This is a genomic window from Aeromonas sp. AE23HZ002T15, assembly GCF_054165525.2.
Genome location: NZ_CM201342.1, coordinates 1,418,812 through 1,442,343 on the forward strand (window position 1 = coordinate 1,418,812; position 23,532 = coordinate 1,442,343).

At 62.8% G+C, this 23,532-nt stretch carries 22 protein-coding genes; 9 read left to right on the top strand and 13 right to left on the bottom strand.

The features are described from left to right. Window positions 1-64: 64 nt before the first annotated feature. From ACT5M9_RS06450 to ACT5M9_RS06470, 5 genes are all read right to left on the bottom strand, one after another. Entirely contained in the window at window positions 65-457 is a 393-nt protein-coding gene (locus tag ACT5M9_RS06450; protein WP_457980898.1) for a hypothetical protein, read from the bottom strand. Between the two features lie 244 nt (window positions 458-701). After that, window positions 702-1,205: a GNAT family N-acetyltransferase gene (locus tag ACT5M9_RS06455; protein ID WP_457980896.1), complete on the bottom strand. Its 504-nt coding sequence runs from the start codon at window positions 1,203-1,205 to the stop codon at window positions 702-704. Window positions 1,206-1,229: 24 nt separating this feature from the next. Next, entirely contained in the window at window positions 1,230-2,411 is a 1,182-nt protein-coding gene (locus ACT5M9_RS06460; RefSeq protein ID WP_457980894.1) for a MerR family transcriptional regulator, read from the bottom strand. A 151-nt stretch (window positions 2,412-2,562) separates the two neighbouring features. Beyond that, window positions 2,563-4,293: a single-stranded-DNA-specific exonuclease RecJ gene (gene recJ, locus ACT5M9_RS06465; RefSeq protein WP_457980892.1), complete on the bottom strand. Its 1,731-nt coding sequence runs from the start codon at window positions 4,291-4,293 to the stop codon at window positions 2,563-2,565. Window positions 4,294-4,402: 109 nt separating this feature from the next. Then, window positions 4,403-5,752 (bottom strand): sigma-54 dependent transcriptional regulator, encoded by a 1,350-nt coding sequence (locus ACT5M9_RS06470; protein ID WP_457980890.1) that lies wholly within the window; start codon window positions 5,750-5,752, stop codon window positions 4,403-4,405. A gap of 353 nt (window positions 5,753-6,105) precedes the next feature. Between ACT5M9_RS06470 and ACT5M9_RS06475 the strand changes: the two genes are divergently transcribed. Together ACT5M9_RS06475 and mscL are read left to right on the top strand one after the other, a co-directional pair. Then, complete coding sequence (locus ACT5M9_RS06475) at window positions 6,106-7,899, top strand: hypothetical protein (RefSeq protein WP_457980888.1); 1,794 nt, start codon at window positions 6,106-6,108, stop codon at window positions 7,897-7,899. A gap of 347 nt (window positions 7,900-8,246) precedes the next feature. Next, window positions 8,247-8,654 carry a large-conductance mechanosensitive channel protein MscL gene (gene mscL, locus ACT5M9_RS06480; protein WP_349919145.1) on the top strand — a complete coding sequence of 136 codons (408 nt, stop codon included), beginning with the start codon at window positions 8,247-8,249 and terminating at the stop codon, window positions 8,652-8,654. 79 nt (window positions 8,655-8,733) lie between these two features. On the opposite strand, the gene xerD is transcribed toward mscL, so the two are convergent. Next, window positions 8,734-9,645, bottom strand: a complete 912-nt coding sequence (xerD, locus tag ACT5M9_RS06485) for a site-specific tyrosine recombinase XerD (RefSeq protein ID WP_457980886.1) — start codon at window positions 9,643-9,645, stop codon at window positions 8,734-8,736. A gap of 193 nt (window positions 9,646-9,838) precedes the next feature. Here xerD and fldB point away from each other — a divergent pair, with 193 nt between their 5' ends. The 4 genes from fldB (at window position 9,839) to ACT5M9_RS06505 (ending at window position 13,937) form a co-directional block, all read left to right on the top strand. Beyond that, window positions 9,839-10,357 carry a flavodoxin FldB gene (fldB, locus tag ACT5M9_RS06490; protein ID WP_457980884.1) on the top strand — a complete coding sequence of 173 codons (519 nt, stop codon included), beginning with the start codon at window positions 9,839-9,841 and terminating at the stop codon, window positions 10,355-10,357. Between the two features lie 235 nt (window positions 10,358-10,592). Continuing rightward, on the top strand, window positions 10,593-11,993 hold the full coding sequence (locus ACT5M9_RS06495) for a TldD/PmbA family protein (RefSeq protein ID WP_457980882.1): 1,401 nt from the start codon (window positions 10,593-10,595) through the stop codon (window positions 11,991-11,993). Continuing rightward, on the top strand, window positions 11,993-13,333 hold the full coding sequence (locus ACT5M9_RS06500; RefSeq protein WP_457980880.1) for a TldD/PmbA family protein: 1,341 nt from the start codon (window positions 11,993-11,995) through the stop codon (window positions 13,331-13,333). The genes ACT5M9_RS06495 and ACT5M9_RS06500 overlap by 1 nt, the downstream gene beginning before the upstream one ends. 211 nt (window positions 13,334-13,544) lie before the next feature. Further along, a complete protein-coding gene (locus tag ACT5M9_RS06505; protein ID WP_438551952.1) occupies window positions 13,545-13,937 on the top strand; it encodes a VOC family protein in 393 nt (130 codons plus the stop codon). Between the two features lie 73 nt (window positions 13,938-14,010). Here ACT5M9_RS06505 and ACT5M9_RS06510 read toward each other — a convergent pair whose 3' ends face one another. Further along, window positions 14,011-14,937, bottom strand: a complete 927-nt coding sequence (locus ACT5M9_RS06510; protein ID WP_457980878.1) for a L,D-transpeptidase family protein — start codon at window positions 14,935-14,937, stop codon at window positions 14,011-14,013. Window positions 14,938-15,390: 453 nt separating this feature from the next. On the opposite strand from ACT5M9_RS06510, the gene trhP reads away from it, so the two are divergent. Then, complete coding sequence (gene trhP, locus ACT5M9_RS06515) at window positions 15,391-16,755, top strand: prephenate-dependent tRNA uridine(34) hydroxylase TrhP (RefSeq protein ID WP_457980876.1); 1,365 nt, start codon at window positions 15,391-15,393, stop codon at window positions 16,753-16,755. 1 nt (window position 16,756) lies between these two features. Beyond that, on the top strand, window positions 16,757-17,005 hold the full coding sequence (locus ACT5M9_RS06520; RefSeq protein WP_438551949.1) for a YfhL family 4Fe-4S dicluster ferredoxin: 249 nt from the start codon (window positions 16,757-16,759) through the stop codon (window positions 17,003-17,005). Between the two features lie 87 nt (window positions 17,006-17,092). On the opposite strand, the gene ACT5M9_RS06525 is transcribed toward ACT5M9_RS06520, so the two are convergent. Beyond that, window positions 17,093-17,485, bottom strand: a complete 393-nt coding sequence (locus ACT5M9_RS06525; RefSeq protein WP_457980870.1) for a DUF1090 domain-containing protein — start codon at window positions 17,483-17,485, stop codon at window positions 17,093-17,095. A 161-nt stretch (window positions 17,486-17,646) separates the two neighbouring features. On the opposite strand from ACT5M9_RS06525, the gene ACT5M9_RS06530 reads away from it, so the two are divergent. Further along, window positions 17,647-18,000: a DsrE/DsrF/TusD sulfur relay family protein gene (locus ACT5M9_RS06530; RefSeq protein ID WP_457980868.1), complete on the top strand. Its 354-nt coding sequence runs from the start codon at window positions 17,647-17,649 to the stop codon at window positions 17,998-18,000. Between the two features lie 2 nt (window positions 18,001-18,002). On the opposite strand, the gene ACT5M9_RS06535 is transcribed toward ACT5M9_RS06530, so the two are convergent. The 5 genes from ACT5M9_RS06535 to rbfA all read right to left on the bottom strand — a co-directional run bounded on the left by ACT5M9_RS06535 (window position 18,003) and on the right by rbfA (window position 23,501). Further along, on the bottom strand, window positions 18,003-19,220 hold the full coding sequence (locus ACT5M9_RS06535; RefSeq protein WP_457980866.1) for an MDR family MFS transporter: 1,218 nt from the start codon (window positions 19,218-19,220) through the stop codon (window positions 18,003-18,005). Between the two features lie 153 nt (window positions 19,221-19,373). Continuing rightward, window positions 19,374-21,512 carry a polyribonucleotide nucleotidyltransferase gene (gene pnp / locus ACT5M9_RS06540; RefSeq protein ID WP_457980864.1) on the bottom strand — a complete coding sequence of 713 codons (2,139 nt, stop codon included), beginning with the start codon at window positions 21,510-21,512 and terminating at the stop codon, window positions 19,374-19,376. Window positions 21,513-21,692: 180 nt separating this feature from the next. Then, entirely contained in the window at window positions 21,693-21,962 is a 270-nt protein-coding gene (gene rpsO, locus ACT5M9_RS06545; protein ID WP_100861224.1) for a 30S ribosomal protein S15, read from the bottom strand. Between the two features lie 143 nt (window positions 21,963-22,105). Beyond that, window positions 22,106-23,065, bottom strand: coding sequence for a tRNA pseudouridine(55) synthase TruB (gene truB, locus ACT5M9_RS06550; protein ID WP_457980862.1), 960 nt, complete (start codon window positions 23,063-23,065; stop codon window positions 22,106-22,108). A 1-nt stretch (window position 23,066) separates the two neighbouring features. Then, window positions 23,067-23,501, bottom strand: coding sequence for a 30S ribosome-binding factor RbfA (rbfA, locus tag ACT5M9_RS06555; protein WP_100861222.1), 435 nt, complete (start codon window positions 23,499-23,501; stop codon window positions 23,067-23,069). Between the last annotated feature and the right edge of the window lie 31 nt (window positions 23,502-23,532).

Sequence of the window (23,532 nt, forward strand, 5' to 3'; positions counted from 1 at the left end):
CTGGCTCCGGGGAGCCAATCAGGCAGACAGGGATCCGGCCGCGCGCTTGGGGGCAACCCCGTCGTCAGTCACCGTGGCAGAAACGAAATTGCAGATGGTGGCACCCCAGCAGGCGCCGATGGAGAGAGCCGAAGTGATCGGGAACCTGCCTGAGGTAGATGAGCGGCAGGAAGAACAGGAGCCCGCACAGCAACCCCAGGATGTCGTGCTGGAACCAGGCGAGCAGCTCCCGATAAAACTCCGGGGATGAGCTGCTTTCCAGTCGCCTGCCCTGCTCCAGACTGAGTCGCCACTGGCCGCCCGGTGGCAGACCGATTTCCTTGGTCAGTCGGCCATCCGCAACCTGATAGAGCTGCATCGTCGCCGGTGACTCCGCTCGCGCGGCGCGCACGGATGCATCCAGCCCTGCCGCCATGATGGCGGCCAGCCACAGGATGCAGGCGATGCCAAGGGACATCAACCCTGTCTGTAATCGACCAAGGCTTGGCAAGGGCGCGGGTACCTTCAGAATATGGTGAGCAGTGCGGTCAAGGGTGCAGTGCATAAGACAGGGCAGAATATATCACGATTCGACCCTGTTTTGCAGGAGGAAGGGGCCAGGCTGGCACCTTTGAGAAGGGAAATTCGGCCGCGTCTCGGGTCGCGTGAACGGGCCTTAAACAGGCAGGGCATCCCTGCCCTCCCCTGACCACCACCCAGGCTCAGCCCTGGTTGAAGGCGCAGTGATAGCTCACCTCGCCGCTGGCCAGCTCATCCCCGTGGCGTCTGGCCATGAAGTATTCCGCCGGCACGCCGGGCAACCGCAGACGGGCATCGGCCACGAAGCCGAAGCGGCTGTAGAAACCAGGATCCCCCAGCACCACGCAGCCGGCGACCCCCTCCGCGTCCAGGGCTGCTAGTCCGGCCCGCATCAGGGCGGCGCCTATGCCCTTACCCTGCTTCTCGGGCGCCACGGCGATGGGGCCGAGGCCAAGCCAGCCCTGACTCCCATCGCTGATGGTCACCGGCGAGAAGCAGAGGTGACCGACAATGATCCCGTCTTGCTCCGCCACCAGGGAATGCCTGAGGACGCCGGCCGCGCGCAGGTCGCGAATGATCAGCTGTTCGTTGTGATCGGTGTGGGGCGCCTCCAGGAAGGCGGCTATGGTCAGCGCCTCGATGGCGTCGCTGTCGGCACGGGTTTCGGGTCGGATATGGATAGTCATCTTGTCTCCTGTTGAATGTTGTTGTCAGACTGCCCGCAGGCAGCACATCACATAGCCGTAATGGCCGAGATACTGGCGGTGCATGGCAAGTTCCTGGGTTAAGTCCCGGAAGGCCGCCGACTCTCCCAGTTCCCCTTCGAGGCGCGCCAGATTGCGCACCATGGGCTCCAGATAGTTGTGCCACGCCCGCTCTGGCAACAGGGTATGGGAGAGGCACTCATAGCCCCTGGCCCGGATGGTCGCAAGCAAGCCATCCAGGGTCTGCATGCCGGAATACCCCTGCTGCCAGAATACCCTGGCCTCGGCCGGGGGCTCGTCGGTCAGCCACACCAGTTCGCTGACCACCAACCTGCCGTGGGGAACGCTCAGCAGGGGCAGCCAGGCGGTCAGCGCCTCGGCGAAGCCCATCACGTAGGCGCTCCCCTCCGCCCAGATAAGATCGATCGGCGCAAGTTCCATGGGCAGGGCCGCCATGCTTGTACACAAGGTGCTCACCTGACCGAAGCCTGCCGCCCTGGCCGAGCGCTCGACGGCAACTAAGGCGCTCTCATCGAGATCGATGGCCAGGATGGGGGCGTCGCATACCTGAGCCAACGCCAGGGTGGCGGCGCCGCGCCCGCAGCCGATGTCGAGGATGCGCTTGGGGGTCATGGCGAGGGCCTCGAACTGCTGCTGGGTGAAGGCCCTGTCCCCCGGCCCCCAGTGGCTCATTCCCTCCAGCAAACGCTTGAAATCCCTGATGTAGCGCTCGTGCTCGTTCATGTCCTTGCTGAGCCACTGCAGGTGATAGCGGTCCCGTTCGCCAAAGCCCTGCTTCATCACCCAGTCGAAATAGGCCTGGGGCGCTTCTTGCTGCAGGCGCAACTGCCAGGCCTTGAATGCCTCGCCGGACTCATGGCTCATGCCCGCCAGATCCGCCAGCAGATCCCGCGCCCGCTGCATCCGGCTGAGCTCGATGTCCAGCTCCTCCACTCGCACCCGCAGCTCAGCCTTGTCCATCTCGCCAGCCAAGCAGGCGAGACACTGCTTAAGGCTGAGGCCGCCGGCCTGCAGCGCCTGCACCATCTGCAGCCGCTGCAGATCGGCCTCGTCATAATGGCGATAGCCGTTGGCAGCCCGCACGCCCTCGATCACCCCCAGCTTCTCGTAATAGAGCAGAGTGGAGCGGGCGAGGCCACAGCGACGGGCCAATTCGGATATTTTCATGGCAACCACTCTTGGTGTGGGTCGTCACTTGACCCGATGAAGGAGAGCTTAAACTGTGAAGCTATAGACGGGTCAACCCTGCCTTGCCATCTCCCATAGCAAAACGGCCACCCAGGGGTGGCCGTTTTGCTCAGCAGAGTACGGGGTCTGACTAGAGGCCAGCCGCCTCCAGATGCTCCACCAGCAGCTGCACGCTGCGATTGCCGCGCCACTCGTTCACATCGAGGCGATAGACCAGACGCACCCGTTTCACCGAGGCGTCGGGCCAGCGCTTGAGATCGACCCCGAAGGCGATGGCATCCACCGCGTGGCCGGAATCCGTGGTCAGCATCATCTTCAAGTGCTTTTCCCCCACCAGCCGCTGCTGCACCAGCAGGAACTCGCCGTCAAACAGCGGCTCGGGGAAGGCCTGACCCCAAGGGCCGGAGGCGCGGATGAGCTCGGCCAGCTCCAGGCTCAGCTCGTCGGGCAGCAGCTCGCCATCGGTGAGCAGCACCCCGGTCAGCAGCTCGGGGGTCACCAGTTCGCCTATGATGGCCTCAAATGCGCGGCCAAAGCCCTCGACATTGGCCTTGGGCAGGGTCAGCCCCGCCGCCATGGCGTGACCGCCAAACTTGCCCATGAGGCCGGGATGGCGGGTGTCGAGCAGTTCCAGGGCGTCCCTCAGATGCACGCCCGGGATGGAGCGGCCGGAGCCCTTGAGCTCGGTATCGCTGCTCTCGGCGAAGGCGATCACGGGTCTGTAGTACTTCTCCTTGATCTTGGAGGCCACCAGCCCCACCACCCCCTGATGCCACTCGTCCCGATGCAGCACTATGCCGTTGGGCACCTCGCCATCGCGGAAGCGGATCTGCTCCAGGGTGGCCAACGCCTCCTGCTGCATCCCCTGCTCTATCTCCTTGCGCTCCTGGTTGAGGCTGTCCATCTCGGCGGCCAGCTGGCGCGCCAGGTTGAGGTCGTCACACAGCAGGCAGGTGACCCCGAGGGACATGTCGTCGAGCCGCCCCACCGCATTGAGGCGCGGGCCGAGGGCGAAGCCGAGATCGGCGGCGCACAGGCGGCGACCGTCGCGGCCCGACACGTCCACCAGCGCCTGGATGCCGGGTCGGCAACGGCCAGCCCGGATCCGCTGCAGCCCCTGATGCACCAGGATGCGGTTATTGCCATCGAGCGCCACCACGTCGGCGACCGTGCCGAGGGCCACCAGATCCAGATAATCCGCCACATTGGGGGGGCGGATCCCCAAACGTTCGTACCAGCCCGCCTGGCGCAGATGGGTGTTGAGGGCCGCCATCAGGTAGAAGGCGACCCCGACCCCGGCCAGGGATTTCGAGGGAAAGTCGCAACCCCGTTGGTTGGGGTTCACTATGGCATCCGCATCTGGCAGCTCGTGGCCCGGCAGGTGATGATCGGTGACCAGAACCTGCATGCCGGCCGCCTTGGCGGCGGCGACGCCGGCGATGCTGGAGATGCCATTGTCCACCGTGATGAGAAACTCGGCCCGGCGAGCCACCGCCAGTTCAACGATCTCCGGCGTGAGGCCGTAGCCGAATTCGAAGCGGTTGGGCACCAGGAAATCGACGTGTTCCGCCCCCATGGCCCGCAGGGCCAGCACGCACAGGGCCGAACTGGTGGCGCCGTCACAGTCAAAATCCCCGACGATGAGGATCCGCTTCTGGATCGTCAGGGCCGCCGCCAGCAGGGGCACCGCCTGCTCCATGCCGAACAGGCGCTGGGGGGGCAGCAAGTGGCTGGCGCTGCGCTCCAGCAAGGCGGGATCCTCCACCCCGCGGCTCGCGAAGATCTGGCGCAGCAACGGATGCAGGTTGGCGGGAAGGTGGGAGTCATCCACCCGGGGACGACGGCGAATTTGCAGGGGCATGAATTCAGTCCTGTCTTCTAATGGGATGGGCCAATGGCGAGGCGGTATCATACACGCCAGGGGCCTGGGGGTTAACAGCGGCGGAGCGCCGGGTGAAGGGGAAAGCCCCTCAGGAGAGCTGAGCCTCCGGGGGCAGCGGGGGGGTCGATCGCTCCAGCACCCGGTAGAGGGTGAGTCTGGAGATCCCGAGGTGGCGGGCCGCCTCGGTCACATTGTTACCGCAGAGCACCAGGGCACGGCGCACGGCCTCACACTCCGCCTCCGCCCTGACCAGGTTCAGAGGCCGTATGCCTCCCTCCGCCTGCGGCAGGGACAGCCCCAGGTGCTGATGGTCGATACGGTGCCCGTCACACAGGACCAGCGCCCGCTCCAGCCGGTTCTTGAGCTCCCGCACATTTCCCGGCCAGTGATATTGCAGCATCTGGCGCGTGGCACAGGCGGTGAATCCCTGCACCTGGGGGTTCAAGATGCCCCCCATCTTGGTCAGGAAATACTGGGCAAGCAGCATGATGTCCTCCCCGCGTTCCCGCAGAGGGGGAAGCGCGAGATCCAGCACGCAGAGGCGATAGAAGAGATCGGCCCGGAAGTGACCCTGTGCCATCTCCTGATCGAGGGATCGATTGGTCGCGGCGATGACCCGGATATCCACCTCGATGGGCTCAACCCCGCCGACCCTCACTATGGTGCGCTCCTGCAGGAATCTCAGCAGGTTGACCTGCATGGACAGGGGGAGATCCCCTATCTCGTCGAGGAAGAGGACGCCGCGATGGGCCATCTCCACGCAGCCGATGTGGCGCCGCCAGGCGCCGGTGAAAGCCCCCTTCTCATGACCAAAAAGCTCTGACTGGATGAGGGAGGGCGGGATGGCGCCGCAGTTGATGGCGATGAAGGGACCATCCGCCCGCACTGACTGGCGATGGATCTGGCGAGCCACCAGCTCCTTGCCGGTGCCGCTCTCCCCCTGCAGGATCACCGAGGAGTCGACTTTGGCCAGGCGTTCGACTCGCCCCATGGCCTGCTGCATGGCGGGGCTGTTACCGATCAGCCCCCCGCTCTCCTTGCCATGGTCACAGGGGCGCAGCGCATTGCCCCTCAGGCAGGCGATGCCAAAGGCATGCCCCAGCACGGCCAGCAGCCGATCATCTCCCGCCGGCAGGCTGTGATAGTCGAAGCAGTAGTTCAGCAGCAGCTCCTGCATCCTGGGCTGGGCGAGCAGATGAGGGGGGACGAGGGCCACCCAGATCATGGTGCCGCAGGTCTGGCGAAACAGGGCCTCCAGCGCCTCGGCGGAGCCCTCGCTCAGCAGCACCAGACCCACTCTGGGGCCCTGCTGTGCATAGAGACTGAAGGCCTCCTGCGGCGAGGACACCAGGCAGATATGCCACCCAAGGGAAGAGAGCTGTGGCGGGGGGCACCAGACTTCGTCGGTGTTGACGCACAGCAGCGTACGCATATTCATTTACAACACTCCACCGCACCACGGCTGAATAATGTGCAAAGTATTGGATAGACGGCGTACTTGTGCCACTCATGAGACAGGATGCGAAATGGGATTCAAAAGTGAGCAAAAAACCAATAAATCATTATCAATCAATCTGATATCAATGATTCTTCAACAATTCTGGCGGCCATGATGCTCAGAACGTCCTCCCCCTGTTCCACTGCGGAGACAGTGCCAAAAGATGCCTTTTCCCGCCCGCCGGGCCCCGGCGCCGGGCACTCCCGGATCTTTGCTCCATTCGGCTAACAACACCTCAGCATTCCAACCCGTCGATTTTTGCATTTTATGTTCATTTTCAATGCATTAATAACTTGGAACAAAGCCTGCACTGGTGCTGCGCCGATCCCGCTACGCAAGATGAGCCGGACGACATGGACAACACCAAGCAGAAGGAATGCAACATGGGTACTCAATTCACGCATCTCTGGCCCCGCTGTTGGCGCCAGCGCCTGGGCCTCACGGCCCTACTAATGGCACTCAGCGTACCGGTATGGGCCGCGACGGCGGAGTCACCGTTCGAGCTCGATGCCAACCCCCAGGATGATAACCCGGTCGCCAACAGCGATGACTGGGCCACCCCGCCCAGCAGCGGTGGGGCCACCAAGTTTACCGGCATCATTCAGGACACGGCCCCCAGAACCATCCACGGAGGGGGGGACAAGGACATACTGGACATCGATAAATGGGCTTGGAGCGATGGATCCGTCCCCGACAAGGATGATCTGACCCATGCCTATGCCGCCGCTTACAACGAGAACAACGATCTGTTGCTCTATTTCGGCGCCGACAGAATTTCAAACGTCGGTGATGCCTTCATGGGCTTCTGGTTCTTCAAACAGAAGGTGACTGCCCTGCCCAACGGCAAGTTCAGCGGCAAGCATACCGCCGGGGACACACTCGTCCTCATCAACTTCCCCCAGGCGAGCAACGCGGTCCCCTACCTGGCCGTCGTGACCTGGGATCCGACCTGTAGCAAGGCTGCCAACAACAACCCGCAAGCGGGTCAGTGTGCCGCCACCAACCTGCGACTCAAGCTGCAAGGCTCGGGGGCCAACGACGTCGTCTGCGCCAATCAAGGCGGTGCCAACCTCGCCTGCGCCCTGACCAACACGGGTAATGTGCCCGTCCCCGGCAGCGCCCTGGCGAACGGTGTCAGCGGCCTGTGGAGCGACTACACCCCGAAGAGCGGCACCAAGGGGATCTTCCCCTTCGAGAGCTTCTTCGAGGGGGGGATCAACCTCAGCCAGATAGTGGGGGGCAGTGATGGCTGCTTCAGCAGCTTCATGGCCGAGACCCGCTCCTCCAGTTCCTTCACCGCGGCACAGAAAGACTTCGTGCTGGATAACTTCGAGCTGTGTAAGGTCGAGATCACCAAGACCTGTACCAGCGGCGATCTCAACGGCGATGAAACCGGCTTCACCTTCAACTTCGAGGGGACGGTCACCAACGGTGGCTTCGGTACCATCTATAACGTGGTCGTCACTGATGACAACGGCACCCCGGCCGATACCAGCGATGACTTCGTCGTCGATACGTTCGACTCCATCGCCAAGGGAAGCGCTGAAAACTACACCGGCAGCTTCGAGTCCACCGGTAATGCGCCGACCAACGGCATCAGCGTCAAGGCCGCCTCCAGCAACGGTGGGGTGCAGTCGATCACGGCTTCCGCTACGGCCGCCTGTCCCCGTGTAGAGAGAACGCCGGGGATCAGCGTCACCAAGGCCTGTAATACCAAGGTCATCGATGCGGGTAGCCAGCTGGTGATCAGGGTCGACTACAGTGGTCAGGTCTGTAACACCACGGGTCTGGGTGGCGTACCGCCACTGAACCTGAGCGGGGTCACGGTCACCGATGATCACGGCACACCGGCCAATACCGCCGATGACTTCGTTCACGCCATAGGCGCGCTGAGCGCGGCGAGCTGCAAGGACTACTCGGGCTCCTATACCCCGGGCAGCGCAGGCTCCGAGAATCCGGGGTCCATCTCCTTCAGCGATACGGTCACGGCCACGGGGACGGCGCCGCTCGGCTTTGGCAGCGACACGGATACGGCAACCGCCACCTGCCCGCTCTGCCCGGTCTGTCCGAATTGCCCGACTCCTTAAGGGCGTAAACAGGGTTTCCTAAAACCTCCAGGGCCATGGCTGAGACCATGGCCCTTTTCTTTCTTTCTCCAATGCCATCGGTCACAAGCCATTCACCCGGCCAGTCCAGGCTTCAACGCCAGCGGCTCGACTGCCGACTCAGCCCCCGTGACCGATTTAGTTAGCGATAGATTAATAGGGCCGAATGTTAAAAATTCCTATTCCGGAAGGTTGCCAATTGGACCGATGCCCCGCAAGCTAAACGGGACGACAGGAAACACGATGGTCATCCCTCTGTTTTCCTGATGCTTTATTATTCAAACCGAGGGGCGGTAGCGGCCGCCTCCATCCCATTTTTGGAGGGGAACATGAGTCTGATTCAAGAGTTCAAGGCCTTTGCGGCCAGAGGCAACGTCATCGACATGGCGGTGGGTATCATCATAGGCGCCGCCTTCGGCAAGATAGTCTCCTCCTTCGTGGGCGACGTCATCATGCCCCCCATCGGCCTCATCCTGGGGGGCGTGGACTTCAGCGATCTCGCCGTCACCCTGAAGGCCGCCGAGGGAGATGTTCCCGCCGTGGTCATCGCCTACGGCAAGTTCATCCAGACCATCATCGACTTCCTGATCATCTCCTTCGCCATCTTCATGGGGCTCAAGGCCATCAACACCCTGAAGAAGAAGCAGGAAGAGGCGGCCGCCCCCGCCGGCCCCACCAAGGATCAGGAGCTGCTGACCGAGATCCGGGATCTGCTCAAATCCCAGCAGGGCAAATAATCCCACCTCCTGTCGTGCATTGAAAAAAACCGCCTGCTGGCGGTTTTTTTATGGGTGCAATACTCGCAGACGGCCTGCATCAGGCCCGGGGGTGGTGCTCCCCGTGCAACGCCTTGAGCCGCTCGTTGGCCACATGGGTGTAGATCTGGGTGGTGGAGAGATCCGCGTGGCCCAGCAGCATCTGCACCACCCGCAGATCGGCGCCGTGGTTGAGCAGATGGGTGGCGAAGGCGTGGCGCAGGGTATGGGGGGAGAGCTCGCCCCGGATCCCGGCGCGCTGGGCATAGAGCTTGATGCGATGCCAGAAGGTCTGGCGGGTCATCATCCTCGCCTGTTTGGAGGGGAAGACCACGTCCGAGCTGGTACCGCCGAGCAGCAGGGTGCGCCCCTCCCTGAAGTAGCGCTCGAGCCAGTGAATGGCCTCCTCCCCCATGGGCACCAGGCGCTCCTTGTTGCCCTTGCCCACCACCCGCACCAGCCCCTGGCGCAGGCTGACATGCTCGGCGGTGAGCCCCACCAGCTCGGAGACCCGCAGCCCGGTGGCGTAGAGCAGCTCCAGCATGGCCCTGTCCCGCAGCTCCAGGGGATCGTCCACCAGGGGGGCCATGAGCAGCGCCTCCACCTCAGCCTCGCTCAAATCCGCGGGCAGCTTCTTGGGCAACTTGGGCCCCTCCAGCAGCACCGTGGGATCGTCGGCTCGCAGCTTCTCCCGATTGAGATACTGATAGAAACGGCGCAGGGCCGACAAGAAGCGGGCCGTACTGCTCGGGGCAAACTGCTGATCCACCCGCCAGGCGAGGTAGTGCTGGATCTCATCCAGCTTCGCCAGCAGCAGGGAGCTGCCCTGCCCATCCAGCCAGAGTGCAAACTTCTCCAGATCGGTGCGATAGGAGCTGACCGTGTTGTCCGACAGCCCCCGCTCCAGCCAGAGGGCGTCGAGGAAGGGCTCTATCAGGGGATGATGGTGCTGGGCGGGAGCTGGCTTGGTCATGGGGCTCGGATCTTTGGCAAACGAGGGGCCATTGTAGCGCGACCCGATGCGCCAGGCATCGGCCAAGTACCCTCTTGCCCGATGAAGGGCGACCGGCAATCTGCTAGACTGGCGCTCTTCCCCCGGTCCCCCTCAGGGAGCCCGGCACCGGCAGCCCCACCGGCTGCGGCCAACTGCGTTCAAGAGAAGTGCGATGAAGATAGGTTTGTTTTACGGCTCAACCACCTGCTACACCGAGATGGCCGCCGAGAAGATCCGCGCCCTCATCGGCCCGGAGCTGGTCGATCTCCACAACATCAAGGATGTGCCCCTCGCCCGCATGCAGGAGTACGACATCCTGATCCTCGGCATCTCCACCTGGGATTTCGGCGAGCTGCAGGAAGACTGGGAATCCCGCTGGGAAGACATCCAGGACGTCGAACTGGAGGGACGCATCATCGCCCTGTTCGGCATGGGCGATCAGCTGGGTTACGGCGAGTGGTATCAGGATGCCCTGGGCCTGCTGCACGATCAGCTGCTGCCAAAGGGGGTCAAGCTGGTGGGCTACTGGCCGAACGAGGGCTACGAATTCGATGCCTCCAAGGCGCTGATCGACGATGGCCGCCACTTTGTCGGCCTGGCCCTCGACGATGCCAACCAGTACGACCAGACGGATTCCCGCATCGAGCAGTGGGTCGACCAGATCCTCGGCGAGATCCACGAACTGCTCTGACTTGCCAGTTTGACGATGGCCGTCGCCTCGGCGGCGGCCTGACCCGGGACCTTCCCAAATCCGGGCGACCCCGCCGCTCGGGTGCAATTACTGCTCCTGTTTTTCCAATCGGACTCATCGCCTGATGCCATGGCGACTTTTTCATCTTGGTCTGCAACAATGCAGACGACGCTCCATAACAATCTCAACCAAAGCGTCGGAAGCAAACAGGAAACAGACCAGAAAAGGATATTCTATGACTCCATTCTCCCTGTTGGCCCCCGCCATCGCCCGCGACGTGCTCGATCACGCCCTGGCGCTGGGTGCCGACTTCGCCGAGCTGTTTGTGGAGCGCAAGCGCCGCAGCCAGCTCAGCCTGCTCTCCAGCCAGATCGAGGCCATCAGCGGTGGCCTCGATTTCGGCATAGGGGTGCGCCTCTGTTACGGCCACAAGGTGCTGTACGGCTACACCAACCTGGCCGATCGCGCCGAGCTGCTGCGCATCGTGAGCCTCCTGGCAGCCAAGGACAGGCGGGATCCCGTGGTGACCGCCACCGCCTTTGATTTCACCCGGCTCAACGATCGCAACCCCATAGCCCTGCCCCTGTCGGCGGACAAGCAGCTGGAGCAGAAGATTGCCTACCTCCATGCCATGGACGCAGCCGCCCGCGCCGAGAGCGCCAAGGTGAGCCAGTTCTCCGGCAGTGCCCTTGGCTGGGAGCAGGAGGTGGAGATCTTCAACAGCGAAGGGCTACAGGTGAGTGATCGCCGCCACTACAACCGCATCACGGCCCAGACCATAGCCCTGGACGGCGGCGAGCAGAGCGTGGGTTATGAGGCCCCGGGGGCCATGATGGGCTGGGAACATGCGGCCCTCATCGATCCCCGGGAGCTGGCCCTCTCCTCCACCCGCCAGGCGCTGGTGAAGCTCGGCGCAGCCCCCTGCCCGAGTGGCACCCTGCCGGTCATCCTGGAGAGCGGCTTTGGCGGCGTCATCTTCCACGAGGCGTGCGGCCACCTGCTGGAGACCACCTCGGTGGCCAAGAAGGCCTCTGTGTTCCACGACAAGATGGGCCAGCTCATCGCGAGCCCCGTGGTCAACGCGGTGGATGAAGGGCTGCAGGGCAACGCCTGGGGCTCCATCAACGTCGATGACGAGGGGATGGCGACCCAACACACTCAGCTCATCAAGGACGGCATGCTCACCGGCTTCCTGGTGGACAGGATGGGGGCCCTCAAGACCGGCTATGCCCGCACCGGCTCCGGTCGGCGCGAGTCCTACCGCTTCGCCCCGGCGTCGCGCATGCGCAACACCTACATAGAGGCGGGCCACCACAGCCTGGATGAGATGCTGGCATCGGTGGAATACGGCATCTATGCCAAGCGCATGGGGGGCGGCTCGGTGCAACCGGGTACCGGCGAGTTCAACTTCAACGTGCAGGAGGCCTACCTCATCGAGAAGGGCAAGGTCACCAAGCCCCTCAAGTCGGCGACCCTGATCGGCACCGGCCCGCAAGTCCTGCAGGAAATCTCCATGGTGGGTAAAGATCTGGCCATCTCCGCCGGCATGTGCGGCTCGGTGTCGGGTTCCATCCCCGCCTCCGTCGGTCAGCCCCAGCTGAAGGTCGACAACATCCTGGTAGGAGGTAACGCCTGATGAGCACCCTCGACATGAACCCGCTGCTCACCCGCCTGTTGGACAAGGTCGCGGACCTTGGCGCCGAGGCGGACATCATCGCCAATCAGGACAGAGCCTTCTCCCTCAAGGCGGACAAGGGGGAGCTCAGTGAATACAAGGTCACCAGCAGCCAGCAGCTCGGCATCCGCCTCATCAAGGACGGCCGGGTCGGCCTCGCCTACTCCGAATCCCTGGATGAGTCGGCACTGGACGCCATGGTGCAGGATGCCCTCGATGCCAGCCGCTTCGCCAAGGTGGACCCGGATCAGCGCATCTCGGTGCAGCAGAGCCGGCTCAGTACGGATTGCGCCGAGATCCATCAGCCAGACGGCACGCCGGTGGAGGAGAAGATCGCCCTGGCCCTGCGTCTGGAGTCGGAGATCCTGGCCCTGCCGGATATGACCGGTGCCCCCTACAACAGCCTGTATGAGGGGGAGAGCCAACTCTGGCTCGCCAACAGCCAGGGGACCCTCTGCCAGCACAGGGAGTTCAGCGTCGGCTGCTACAGCTCGGCCCTGGTCGAGCGCGATGGCCGCCACGCCATGCACTATCAGGGGCAGATCGCCCGCCGCTTCGATGAACTCGACCCAAGCGGCCTCATCGCCCAGATCCATGCCATGGCCGATGGCCTCCTGCCCGGTGAAGCCGTGCCGAGCGGTCGCTACGGCGCGATCTTCAGCCTCGATTGCCTGGCCAGCCTGTTTGGCTGCTTCCAGTCGGCCCTGTCGGGCAAGTGGGCCCAGCAGGGGATCAACCCCTGGCGCGGCAAACTCGGCCAGAGCGTGGCCTCCCGCTGGCTCACCCTGGAGAGCCGGGTCTATATGCCGGGGGGCATGCGCATCAAGGGGTTCGACGGTGAGGGAACGCCGACCCGGGATCTGCTGCTCATCGGTGAGGGGGAGCTCAAGACCCTGCTGCACAACAGCGCCAGCGCCCACCACTTCGGCGTGACCAGCAACGGTGCGGCAGCTCGCAGCGCCCGCGGCGCCCTGGATGTGGCTCCCCGTCACCTGGTCTTTGGCACGGGTCCTCACACCGAGGCAGAGGTCAAGGCCGGCGAGTATCTGGAGCTGGTCAAGCTGGATGGCCTGCACTCCGGCGCCGATGCGGTGAGCGGCGACTTCTCGTTCGGCGCCTCCGGCTTCCTGTGCCGGGATGGCGAGCGGATGCAACCGGTGCGCGGCATCACGGTGGCGGGCAACTTCTACCGTTTGCTGGGAGAGCTGGAGGCGATTGGCGATGTGCTGCATCACGACGATGGCAAGGGCTTCTACGCCCCCCTTATCCGCTTCGGTGGCCTGAGCGTCGCGGGCAAGTAACCTCTCGCTTCCTCACGCAAAAACGGCGCCATCAGGCGCCGCTTTTTTATGGCTGGCAACCGCCATTGACCGCTCCTACCCTCTAAGAACCTGTTGACGATCTGTCGCGAGAGGTCGGAAGCTCGGTAAAGAGCAGCGCAGGAACCTTGATCACGCCTCGCAGTAAGATCGCAGGCTGGTTCCAAGAGCCGCCGGTCGCATCGGCCGGATATTGCTGGAGAACACCAAGATGGACAACACCCTGGTTTGGGCCGACATTCCGACCCGGGATCTGGATCGCGCCATGGCCTTCTACGCAGCCCTGCTCGACGTGGAGGTCACGCCGGTCCAGGAGGAGATCCGCTTCGCCATGCTGCGCCACGATGGCAACAACGCGGCCGCCTGCCTCGGTCCCATGGATGAGTACCACCAGCCGGGTGGCACAGGCCCTCTCATCTACCTCGCCCTCGGAGACAGGTTGAGGGCGGCAGAGGAGATGGTGCCGAGGCTCGGCGGTCGGGTACTGGAGCCCCTGCACAGCATCGGCAGCGGTCACGGCTCCCGGGTCATCATCGAGGACACCGAAGGCAACCGCCTCGCCCTCTACGCCCCACCTGCGGCCTGAGTCAGTCGAACGTGCAGAAACAACAACGGCGACCCTGGGGTCGCCGTTGTTGTTTCTCTCTACCCTGAGGCTATCAAGCCTGCGGGTTGAGGCGCGTCGGCATACCGGAGCGCTGTTCCAGCACCTGTTTGACCAGGTTGGAATCGCTGTCGGCGTGGGCGATGAAGCGGGTGATGGCCGGGGTCATGGGCAGCGGCACCGAGGCGGTGGAGTTGAACTCGGCCTCGGTACGGGACAGCGGCTCATGGACCTCCATGTAGCGACCGCCATCCGGCTCGACGGTGGACTTGACCGGCTGGTTCACGAACTGGACGCGGGTACCGACCGGTACCTTGTCGAACAGGTACTTGATGTCGTCGGCGCGCAGGCGCACGCAACCGCTGCTCACCCGCAGGCCGATGCCGAAGGTGGCGTTGGTGCCGTGGATGGCGTACAGGTTGCCGATGTAAAGGGCGTGCAGACCCATGGGGTTATCCGGGCCGGCCGGCCAGACCGCGGGCAGGGTCTTGCCCTGGGCGGCGTAGCGGCGACGGATATTCTCGGTCGGGGTCCAGGTCGGGTTGGCACGCTTGCGCTCCACCTTGGTGATCCAGTTCTCCGGGGTGTTCACCCCTAGCTGGCCGATGCCGATGGGCAGCACCTGCACCACGTTCTGGCCTTTCGGGTAGTAGTAGAGACGCATCTCCGCCACGTTGATGACGATCCCTTCGCGCGGCGCATTCGGCAGGATCAGCTGGTGGGGGATGATCAGCTTGCTGCCCGGCGTCGGCAGATAGGGGTCGACGCCCGGGTTTGCTTCCATGATGTTGGTCAGGCCCAGCTGGAAGTCGGAGGCGATCTGCTCAAGCGGACGGTTATCCGCAGGCACCACGTACTCCTGGTTTTCACCGATCAGACGGCTGTTGGCGGCGGGCAGCACGTATTCAACGGCGGCGGCCTGCTGGCTGACCAGGGTCAGAGTACAAAATAGGGCCGAAGCGGCAATGCGAAGGGGATTCATAAAATTCCTGTGTAGTTCCTGTACCTGTGGGCCTGAGACCATTTTCTCCTCGGCGGGCCTGGCTGCGATCCGCTCGCGCCCGAGACCAATCACCGAGCGCGCATTCTTTCCCGAGTCGGCCAAAATTTCAACTTGAAGAGGCGGCTTTTTCACGGAAAAGATCCATTCTCCGGTCAACTCTCGGTTACGTACTCCCTCCGACACCCTAACATCGGCAGTCTGAGCGTAAAATGAACAGAATGGGCGCCTCAACATACCCGCTCAAATTGCATGATGAGCCGCTGGCGAGTACAATCTCGCACCCTTTATATCGGGAGTATCGAGCCATTTCGTACTCCGGGTGAACCCTCATCGGAGGCCGTGCGTCGAGTACGGTCGCGCAGTGCCGATGAACCTATACGACGCCATCAGGTGGCGCCGTCCTGATTTGCAATCAGATATTAAGAGTCCAACATGTTCAAACCAGAATTGCTCTCCCCCGCCGGGACCCTCAAAAACATGCGTTACGCCTACGCCTATGGCGCCGACGCCGTCTATGCGGGCCAGCCGCGCTACAGCCTGCGGGTACGCAACAACGAATTCGATCACGAGAACCTGCAGCTTGGCATCAACGAGGCCCACGCCCTCGGCAAGCAGTTCTACGTGGTGGCCAACATCCAGCCCCACAACTCCAAGCTGAAGACCTTCATCCGCGACATGAAGCCGGTCGTCGACATGAAGCCGGATGCCCTCATCATGTCCGACCCCGGTCTCATCATGATGATGCGTGAAGCCTTCCCCGACATGCCCATCCACCTGTCGGTGCAGGCCAACGCGGTCAACTGGGCCACGGTGAAATTCTGGCACCAGATGGGCCTGACCCGCGCCATCCTCTCCCGCGAACTGTCTCTGGACGAGATCGAAGAGATCCGCATGCAGGTGCCGGAGATGGAGCTGGAAGTCTTCGTCCACGGGGCGCTCTGCATGGCCTACTCCGGTCGCTGCCTGCTCTCCGGCTACATCAACAAGCGCGACCCGAACCAGGGCACCTGCACCAACTCCTGCCGCTGGGAATACAAGGTGCACGAGGGCAAGGAAGACGAGGTGGGCCAGATCGTCCATCGTCAGGAGCCCATCGCCGTGCAGAAAGTCGACCCGACCCTGGGCCAAGGCAAACCCACCGACGCCCTGGTACTGCTGGAAGAGTCCAACCGCCCCGGTGAGTTCATGACAGCGTTCGAGGACGAGCACGGCACCTACATCATGAACTCCAAGGATCTGCGCGCCGTCGAGCACGTGGAACGCCTGACCAGGATGGGGGTGCATTCCCTCAAGATCGAAGGCCGTACCAAGTCCTTCTACTACTGCGCCCGTACCGCCCAGGTCTATCGCAAGGCCATCGACGACGCGGTCGCCGGTCGCCCATTCGATCCGACCCTGATGGGCACCCTCGAGAACCTGGCCCACCGCGGCTACACCGAGGGCTTCCTGCGCCGCCACAACCACAGCGAGTACCAGAACTACGACTACGGCTACTCCGTCTCCGACACCCAGCAGTTCGTCGGCGAGATCACCGGTCGCCAGGGCGACATGGTAGAAGTGGAAGTGAAGAACAAGTTCCTGGTGGGCAACAGCCTGGAGCTGATGACCCCCCAGGGCAACCTCAGCTTCAACCTGGAGCAGATGCAAAACCGCAAGGGCGAGCTCATTGACACGGCACCGGGCAACGGCCACGTGGTCTATGTGCCGGTCCCGAAAGAGGTCGACATCAACTACGGCATCCTGCTGCGCAACCTCGGCGAGCGTCAGGATACCCGTCAGCCCCACTCGGCAGCCTGAGATGGCACTGCTCATCACCAGCAAATGCATCAACTGTGACATGTGCGATCCCGAGTGCCCGAACCAGGCCATCACCCTGGGGGCCAAGATCTACGAGATAGATCCGGATCGCTGCACCGAATGCGTCGGCCACTATGAGAAGCCCACCTGCATCAGCGTCTGTCCCATCGATTGCATCATCTGGGATCCCGCCCATGTGGAAACCGAGGAGCAGTTGCTGGACAAGTTCGTCCGGATGCACCGGCAGTAACAACTAAGGTCGACGGCTCCAGGGCCGCACCTTACACCCATAGAAAAAGCCGGGCATGCCCGGCTTTTTCTATTGCGCTGCTCGCCCTCAGGGCTTGACCAGTTTCTGCAACGCCTCGAGTTCACGCTGACCCTCCAGCAGCTCGGCCTGGGACTCCTCCAGCTTGGCCTGCTTCTTGGCGATCTTGTCCGGCTTGCCCGAGACCCGGGCGCTCTGCAGATCTGCCAGCCGCTCTTCCACCTCTTCCCTCTGCTTGGCGACCTTCTCTTGCTGCTCCTCGATGAGCCTGGCATCGGTGCAGTGGGTCTCGATGTTGCGCAGGGCCTGCTCCAGCCCGGCCACCTGATCGGCGTTGTTGTGCGCCTTGGCGAACACGAGCTGATCCGTCACCGCCTGATGCTTGGCCTTGCAGCCGACGTTTTCACTGGCATGGGCCTGACCGGCCAACAGTAATATGCCAATTCCGGCAATTTTCCACATAACGACCTCATGGTGCTTTCATACTGGATGGCTGCCCATGAGACCCGACTCATGCGCTCAGGTCAAGCCAGCAGGGCAAGGGCTACGACAGAGTTTGCACTGCATCATGCTGATCGAATCCGTCTGGCGCTACAATGACATTTTTCCCTGTGGAGAGACCCATGAAGCAGCAAGTCGTCATCATCGCCAACGGCGCCCCCTACGGCAGCGAATCCCTGTTCAACGCCCTGCGCCTCGCCATCGCACTCAACGAGCAGGGCGGTGTCGTCCTGAAGCTGTTCCTGATGTCCGATGCCGTCGGCGCCGCCCTAGCGAGCCAGGCTCCGGCGGAGGGCTACAACCTGCGCCAGATGCTGGAGATCCTGCTGGCCCAGGGCACCCTGATCAGGCTGTGCAAGACCTGCACCGATGCCCGCGGCATCAGCCCCCTGCCCCTCATCGAAGGCATAGAGATAGGCACCCTGCCCCTGCTGGCCCAGTGGACCCTGGCCGCCGACAAGGTGCTGACCTTCTAGTCTCAGGACTCGGCCTCGGCCCGGATCCGGGCTGGCCGGGGAGTCCTCGCCCCCCATCCGTAGAGCTGCAAGATGGCCAGGCAGAGCAGGGCCATCACGCCGTAAAGCCAGGCGCCTCCCCAGTTCGCCAGGATCCAGCCCCCCAGCAAGGCCCCGATGGCGATCCCCAGCCCAGACATGGACGCAGCCCCGAAGTAGCTCCCCTTGAGGTGCTCCGGCGCCATCTGGTCGACCAGCACGTTGAGCAAGGGGAACAGGATGCACTCGCCGATGCTGAGCAGGATCACTGCCACTATCCAGTGCCACCAGATGGCGGTGTCCCCGAGTGCAAATTGCAGCTGGGCGCCGAGGAAGAAGGCCACCCCGAGCTGCAGCCTGCGCTTGGTGTGCCAGCTGGCCGTGAGATGCAGCAAGGGAAACTGCAGTATCACTATGGTCAGGGCATTGGTCGCCACCAACCAGCCGATGAGGTGCTCCACCTCGGGCGTCCCGGCCCGGGTCAGGTACTGGATGAGGGGTGACTCGAACTGGGCGTAGACCAGCATCAGCAAGAGGTTGGCCAGGGTCAACAGCAGGAAGCCACGGTCCAGCCAGAGCACCCGCAGCACGGCGCGCATGTCTGGACCGGCCGCCCGGCTCCCCTGACAGCCCGCCAGCCGAAAGCCGATGATGAAGATGAAGCCCAGCAGCAGGTAGCTGGCGCTGAGCAGCAGGAAGGTCTCCTGCCGGGCGCTCAGACCGTAGCTGACCCCGAGCAGGGGGCCTATGGCCGTCCCCAGGTTCAGCAGGAAATAGCGCAAGTGCAGCGCCAGCTCGCGCGCCTTGGGCTCGACCAGGCTATCGGCCATCAGGGCTTTGCCCGGCGAGTCGATCAAGCCGTAGGAGAGGCCGCTGCCGATCACCCCGAGCGCCAGCCAGGAGACCTGATGGGAGAGGCCGAGCAATCCCACACTCAGGGCGGAGATCAGGCAGCCAAACAACAGGATATTGCGCCGCCCCCACTTGTCCGACAGCCAGCCCCCATAGAAGCTGACCAGGGTGGAGAGGGCCGCCGTCGCCCCCAGGATGAGACCGATCAGGGTCGCCGAGAGATCGTAATCGCGGTAGAGCAGGATAGAGAGGAAAGGCCAGACCATGAAGAAGGTGGTCCGCACCATGAAGGTGCCCAGGATGACGATCCAGACCAGCGGGGTAAATTGCCTGAGATAGGCCCATGACATACTGCAATTCCTTTTGACAGCGAGGCGGGGAGTCGTCTCTTATAACAATTGGTGTCGAAAGGAACAATCTCTCTTGCTGACAAAATCAACCGCAGGAGAAAAGAAGCATAAAAAAGCCGACCCTGAGGTCGGCTCTTTCACAGCGTTGCAGCCTTATTCGGCGGCAGGTGCCTCGACGGCAACGGCTTCGGCGGCCGGAGCGGCCTCGGTCGGTGCATTCGCTTCCTTGATGGAGAGACGCACACGGCCCTGACGATCCACTTCCAGTACCTTCACCTTCACCACATCGCCGATCTTCAGGAAGTCGGCCACGTTCTGCACGCGGGCATCGGTGATCTGGGAGATGTGCACCAGGCCGTCTTTACCCGGCAGGATGTTGACGAAGGCACCGAAGTCGGCCAGACGCACAACCTTGCCTTCGTAGATGCGGTTCACTTCGATCTCGGCGGTGATGGCCTCGATGCGACGGATCGCTTCCTTGGCGGCATCGTTGTCGACGGCGGAGATGCGGACGGTACCGTCATCATCCAGCTCGATGTTGGTGCCGGTCTCTTCGGTCAGGGCGCGGATCACGGAACCACCCTTGCCGATCACGTCCTTGATCTTCTCAGGATTGATCTTGATGGTGTGGATGCGCGGGGCGAAGTCGGAGATCTCGGCGCGCGGCGCCTGGATGGCTTCGTCCATCACCTTCAGGATGTGCAGGCGAGCGCCACGGGCTTGCTTGAGGGCAATCTCCATGATCTCCTTGGTGATGCCTTCGATCTTGATGTCCATCTGCAGGGCGGTCACACCCTCGGTGGTACCGGCAACCTTGAAGTCCATGTCGCCCAGGTGATCTTCGTCACCCAGGATGTCGGACAGCACGACGAAGCCCTCTTCTTCCTTCACCAGACCCATGGCGATACCGGCGACGGAGGCCTTGATCGGCACACCGGCGTCCATCAGCGCCAGGGAGGAACCACAGACGGAGGCCATGGAGGAGGAACCGTTGGATTCGGTGATCTCGGAGACCACGCGCACCACGTACGGGAACTCGGCGGCGCTCGGCATCACAGCAGCGACGCCGCGCTTGGCCAGACGGCCGTGACCGATCTCGCGACGCTTGGGGCTGCCCATCATGCCGGTCTCACCGACGCAGTACGGCGGGAAGTTGTAGTGCAGCATGAAGCGGTCGGCACGGTGGCCGGACAGCTCGTCGATGTTCTGGGCGTCACGCTCAGTACCCAGGGTCGCGACCACGATGGCCTGAGTCTCACCACGGGTGAACAGAGCGGAGCCGTGAGCGCGCGGCAGGATGCCGGTGCCGACGGACAGGGCGCGGATCATTTCCGGATCACGACCATCGATGCGCGGCTCGCCACGGACCACACGGCCACGGACGATGCGGCTCTCCAGGCTGTGGAACTCTTCGCCGATCTTCTTGGCATCTTCTTCCACGCCGGAGGCGATGACTTGCTCCACCACACGGGCCTTGATGGCACCGATGGCTTCGTAGCGCACGGCCTTCTCGGTGATGCGGTAGGCTTCACCCAGATCGGCAGAGGCCAGCTCGGCCACCTTGGCCTTCAGGGCTTCGTTGACGGCAGGCGCAGTCCAGGCCCAGGGCTTGGTACCGACTTCTGCGGCGAATTCGTTGATGGCGTTGATGACGGTCTGCATCTGGTCGTGACCGTAGACGACCGCGCCCAGCATGGTCTCTTCAGACAGGATGGCCGCTTCGGATTCCACCATCAGCACCGCATTGGCGGTACCGGCAACCACCAGGTCCAGATCGCTCTCCGGCAGTTCCTTGGTGGTCGGGTTCAGCACGTACTGACCGTTCATGTAACCCACGCGGGCTGCACCGATGGGGCCGCCGAACGGGATGCCGGAGATGGCCAGGGCCGCGGAGGCACCGATCATGGCGACGATGTCCGGGGAAACCAGCGGGTTCACGGACATGACGGTGGCAACCACCTGAACCTCATTGAGGAAGCCTTCCGGGAACAGCGGGCGGATAGGACGATCGATCAGGCGGGAGATCAGGGTCTCGCCTTCGCTCGGACGACCTTCACGACGGAAGAAACCACCCGGGATACGACCAGCAGCATAGGTACGCTCCTGGTAGTTGACGGTCAGCGGGAAGAAATCACGGCCGTGATCGGCCTCTTTCTTGCCGACGACGGTCACAAATACGCAGGTATCGTCCATGCTGACCATGACGGCCGCAGTGGCTTGACGGGCCATCACACCGGTTTCCAGGGTAACGGTGTGTTGACCGTACTGGAATGACTTTACAATAGGATTCACGTGAATTTCCTTTTTACAATTTGGGCCTTTAAATTCGCGTGCAAGTATACTTGATTCGAGCCAAAAGGTAAGCGGCGATACCCATTCTGTGAGGCAGGCAACGGCTTGCGGCAACCGAAAAACAGGCAAGAAAAAAGGGGAACCCTGAGGTTCCCCTTTTTCGCGAAATCTGATGGTCGATTAACGACGCAGACCCAGCTTGGCGATCAGAGCAGCGTAACGCTGAACGTCTTTACGCTTCAGGTAGTCCAGCAGCTTACGACGCTGGGAAACCATGCGCAGCAGACCGCGACGACCGTGGTGATCCTTGGCGTGCTCCTTGAAGTGACCTTGCAGATGGTTGATCTGGGCAGTCAGCAGGGCAACCTGCACTTCGGGGGAGCCAGTGTCGTTGGCAGCGCGAGCGTTGTCAGCAACGATGGAAGCTTTGATCTCAGCATTTAGAGACATGGTATTACTCCAGTAGAGAGTTTAAAGGTTCACAGCCGATCTCTAATTCAGCCATGAAATGAGGGCGGTATCATAATCGCACCCGCTCGCTTTCGCAACGAGAAAGCGCAGCGATCGGCAAGATGGCCTATACCGCCTGAGGATCACTCCTCGTCCTGTTCGTCGTGATAGCGCACCAGACGCTTGGGCGCCACGCGCCCGTCGTCGTCGATCTCGCCCACCCCGATGAACTCACGCTCCGGACCGACCGTCATGCGGACCTGACCGCTCTGCGGCGCACCCGCGACCTGGACCGCCTGGCCCTGGTTCACATAGGCGGCGACCGTTGCCAGCATGTTCACCTCGGGCAGGGACGCCACGGCGGTATCCATGGGCAGCAGTAGGGGATCCAGCTGCTCCCGCGGCGGGATGCTCTCGGCCTTGGCCTGCTCGAAGATGCACTCGAGCTGATCCAGGGTCAGCATCCGATCATAGGGATAGGTCGCGACCTGGGTGCGGCGCAGCTGGGTGACGTGCGCGCCACAGCCCAGCACTTCGCCGAGATCGTCCACCAGGGAACGGATGTAGGTACCCTTGCTGCAATGCACCTCGAGGCGCACCTCATCCCCTTCGAAGCTCAGCAGTTTGAGCTCGAATACGGTGATGGGGCGCGCTTCCCGCTCGATCTCGATGCCTTCACGGGCGTACTCGTAGAGCGGACGGCCGTTGTGCTTGAGGGCGGAGTACATGGACGGCACCTGCATGATGAGGCCGCGGAATTGGTCCAGGGCCTCGATCAGGGTACCCACGGCCACGTTTACCGGTCGGGTGGAGACCACCTCGCCGTCGGAGTCGCTGGTGTTGGTGCGTTCGCCGAGCTTGGCGGTCACCTCATAGCGCTTGTCCGCCTCCAGCAGATACTGGGAAAACTTGGTCGCCTCACCGAGGCAGATCGGCAGCATGCCGGTCGCCAGGGGATCCAGGGCGCCGGTGTGGCCGGCCTTGGCGGCGTTGTAGATGCGCTTGACCTTCTGCAACACATCGTTGGAAGTCAGGCCGGTGGGCTTGTCCAGCAGCAGGATACCGTGTACGTCACGGCCCTTGAAACGACGTCTTCGAGACATCTCAGGCTTTGTCCTCAGTAGTATCATCCGGTGCGGCTTCGTCTTCGTCACGGCCGGCTTCGGTCATGCGACGCTTGTCTTCACGCACAGTGTTGGTCACCAGGTTGGAGAGGCGCATCCCCTCGACCAGGGTCTGGTCGTAGTAGAAGCGCAGCTCCGGCACCACCCGCAGACGCATGGCGCTGCCCAGCAGGCTGCGGATGTAGCCGGCGGCTTCGGTCAGGCCCTTGAGCCCTTCCGCGATGCGCTCGGCGTCATTCTCCAGCTGCAGGAAGGTGACGTAAATCTTGGCATAGTTCAGGTCCTTGGACACTTCCACATCGGAAACGGTCACCATGCCGATGCGCGGGTCTTTCACCTCACGCTGCAGGATCAGCGCGATTTCACGCTGGATCTGCTGCCCGACCCGACGGGTCCGGCTGAATTCTCTGGCCATATTCTATCCTGCGATAAAAGGGGGCCGTGGC

Bases quoted from the DNA above. Each gene is read 5' to 3' on its own strand.
- ACT5M9_RS06450 (WP_457980898.1), bottom strand. From the start codon at position 457: ATGTCCCTTGGCATCGCCTGCATCCTGTGGCTGGCCGCCATCATGGCG.
- ACT5M9_RS06455 (WP_457980896.1), bottom strand. From the start codon at position 1,205: ATGACTATCCATATCCGACCCGAAACCCGTGCCGACAGCGACGCCATC.
- ACT5M9_RS06460 (WP_457980894.1), bottom strand. From the start codon at position 2,411: ATGAAAATATCCGAATTGGCCCGTCGCTGTGGCCTCGCCCGCTCCACT.
- recJ (WP_457980892.1), bottom strand. From the start codon at position 4,293: ATGCCCCTGCAAATTCGCCGTCGTCCCCGGGTGGATGACTCCCACCTT.
- ACT5M9_RS06470 (WP_457980890.1), bottom strand. From the start codon at position 5,752: ATGAATATGCGTACGCTGCTGTGCGTCAACACCGACGAAGTCTGGTGC.
- mscL (WP_349919145.1), top strand. From the start codon at position 8,247: ATGAGTCTGATTCAAGAGTTCAAGGCCTTTGCGGCCAGAGGCAACGTC.
- xerD (WP_457980886.1), bottom strand. From the start codon at position 9,645: ATGACCAAGCCAGCTCCCGCCCAGCACCATCATCCCCTGATAGAGCCC.
- fldB (WP_457980884.1), top strand. From the start codon at position 9,839: ATGAAGATAGGTTTGTTTTACGGCTCAACCACCTGCTACACCGAGATG.
- ACT5M9_RS06495 (WP_457980882.1), top strand. From the start codon at position 10,593: ATGACTCCATTCTCCCTGTTGGCCCCCGCCATCGCCCGCGACGTGCTC.
- ACT5M9_RS06500 (WP_457980880.1), top strand. From the start codon at position 11,993: ATGAGCACCCTCGACATGAACCCGCTGCTCACCCGCCTGTTGGACAAG.
- ACT5M9_RS06510 (WP_457980878.1), bottom strand. From the start codon at position 14,937: ATGAATCCCCTTCGCATTGCCGCTTCGGCCCTATTTTGTACTCTGACC.
- trhP (WP_457980876.1), top strand. From the start codon at position 15,391: ATGTTCAAACCAGAATTGCTCTCCCCCGCCGGGACCCTCAAAAACATG.
- ACT5M9_RS06520 (WP_438551949.1), top strand. From the start codon at position 16,757: ATGGCACTGCTCATCACCAGCAAATGCATCAACTGTGACATGTGCGAT.
- ACT5M9_RS06525 (WP_457980870.1), bottom strand. From the start codon at position 17,485: ATGTGGAAAATTGCCGGAATTGGCATATTACTGTTGGCCGGTCAGGCC.
- ACT5M9_RS06530 (WP_457980868.1), top strand. From the start codon at position 17,647: ATGAAGCAGCAAGTCGTCATCATCGCCAACGGCGCCCCCTACGGCAGC.
- ACT5M9_RS06535 (WP_457980866.1), bottom strand. From the start codon at position 19,220: ATGTCATGGGCCTATCTCAGGCAATTTACCCCGCTGGTCTGGATCGTC.
- rpsO (WP_100861224.1), bottom strand. From the start codon at position 21,962: ATGTCTCTAAATGCTGAGATCAAAGCTTCCATCGTTGCTGACAACGCT.
- truB (WP_457980862.1), bottom strand. From the start codon at position 23,065: ATGTCTCGAAGACGTCGTTTCAAGGGCCGTGACGTACACGGTATCCTG.
- rbfA (WP_100861222.1), bottom strand. From the start codon at position 23,501: ATGGCCAGAGAATTCAGCCGGACCCGTCGGGTCGGGCAGCAGATCCAG.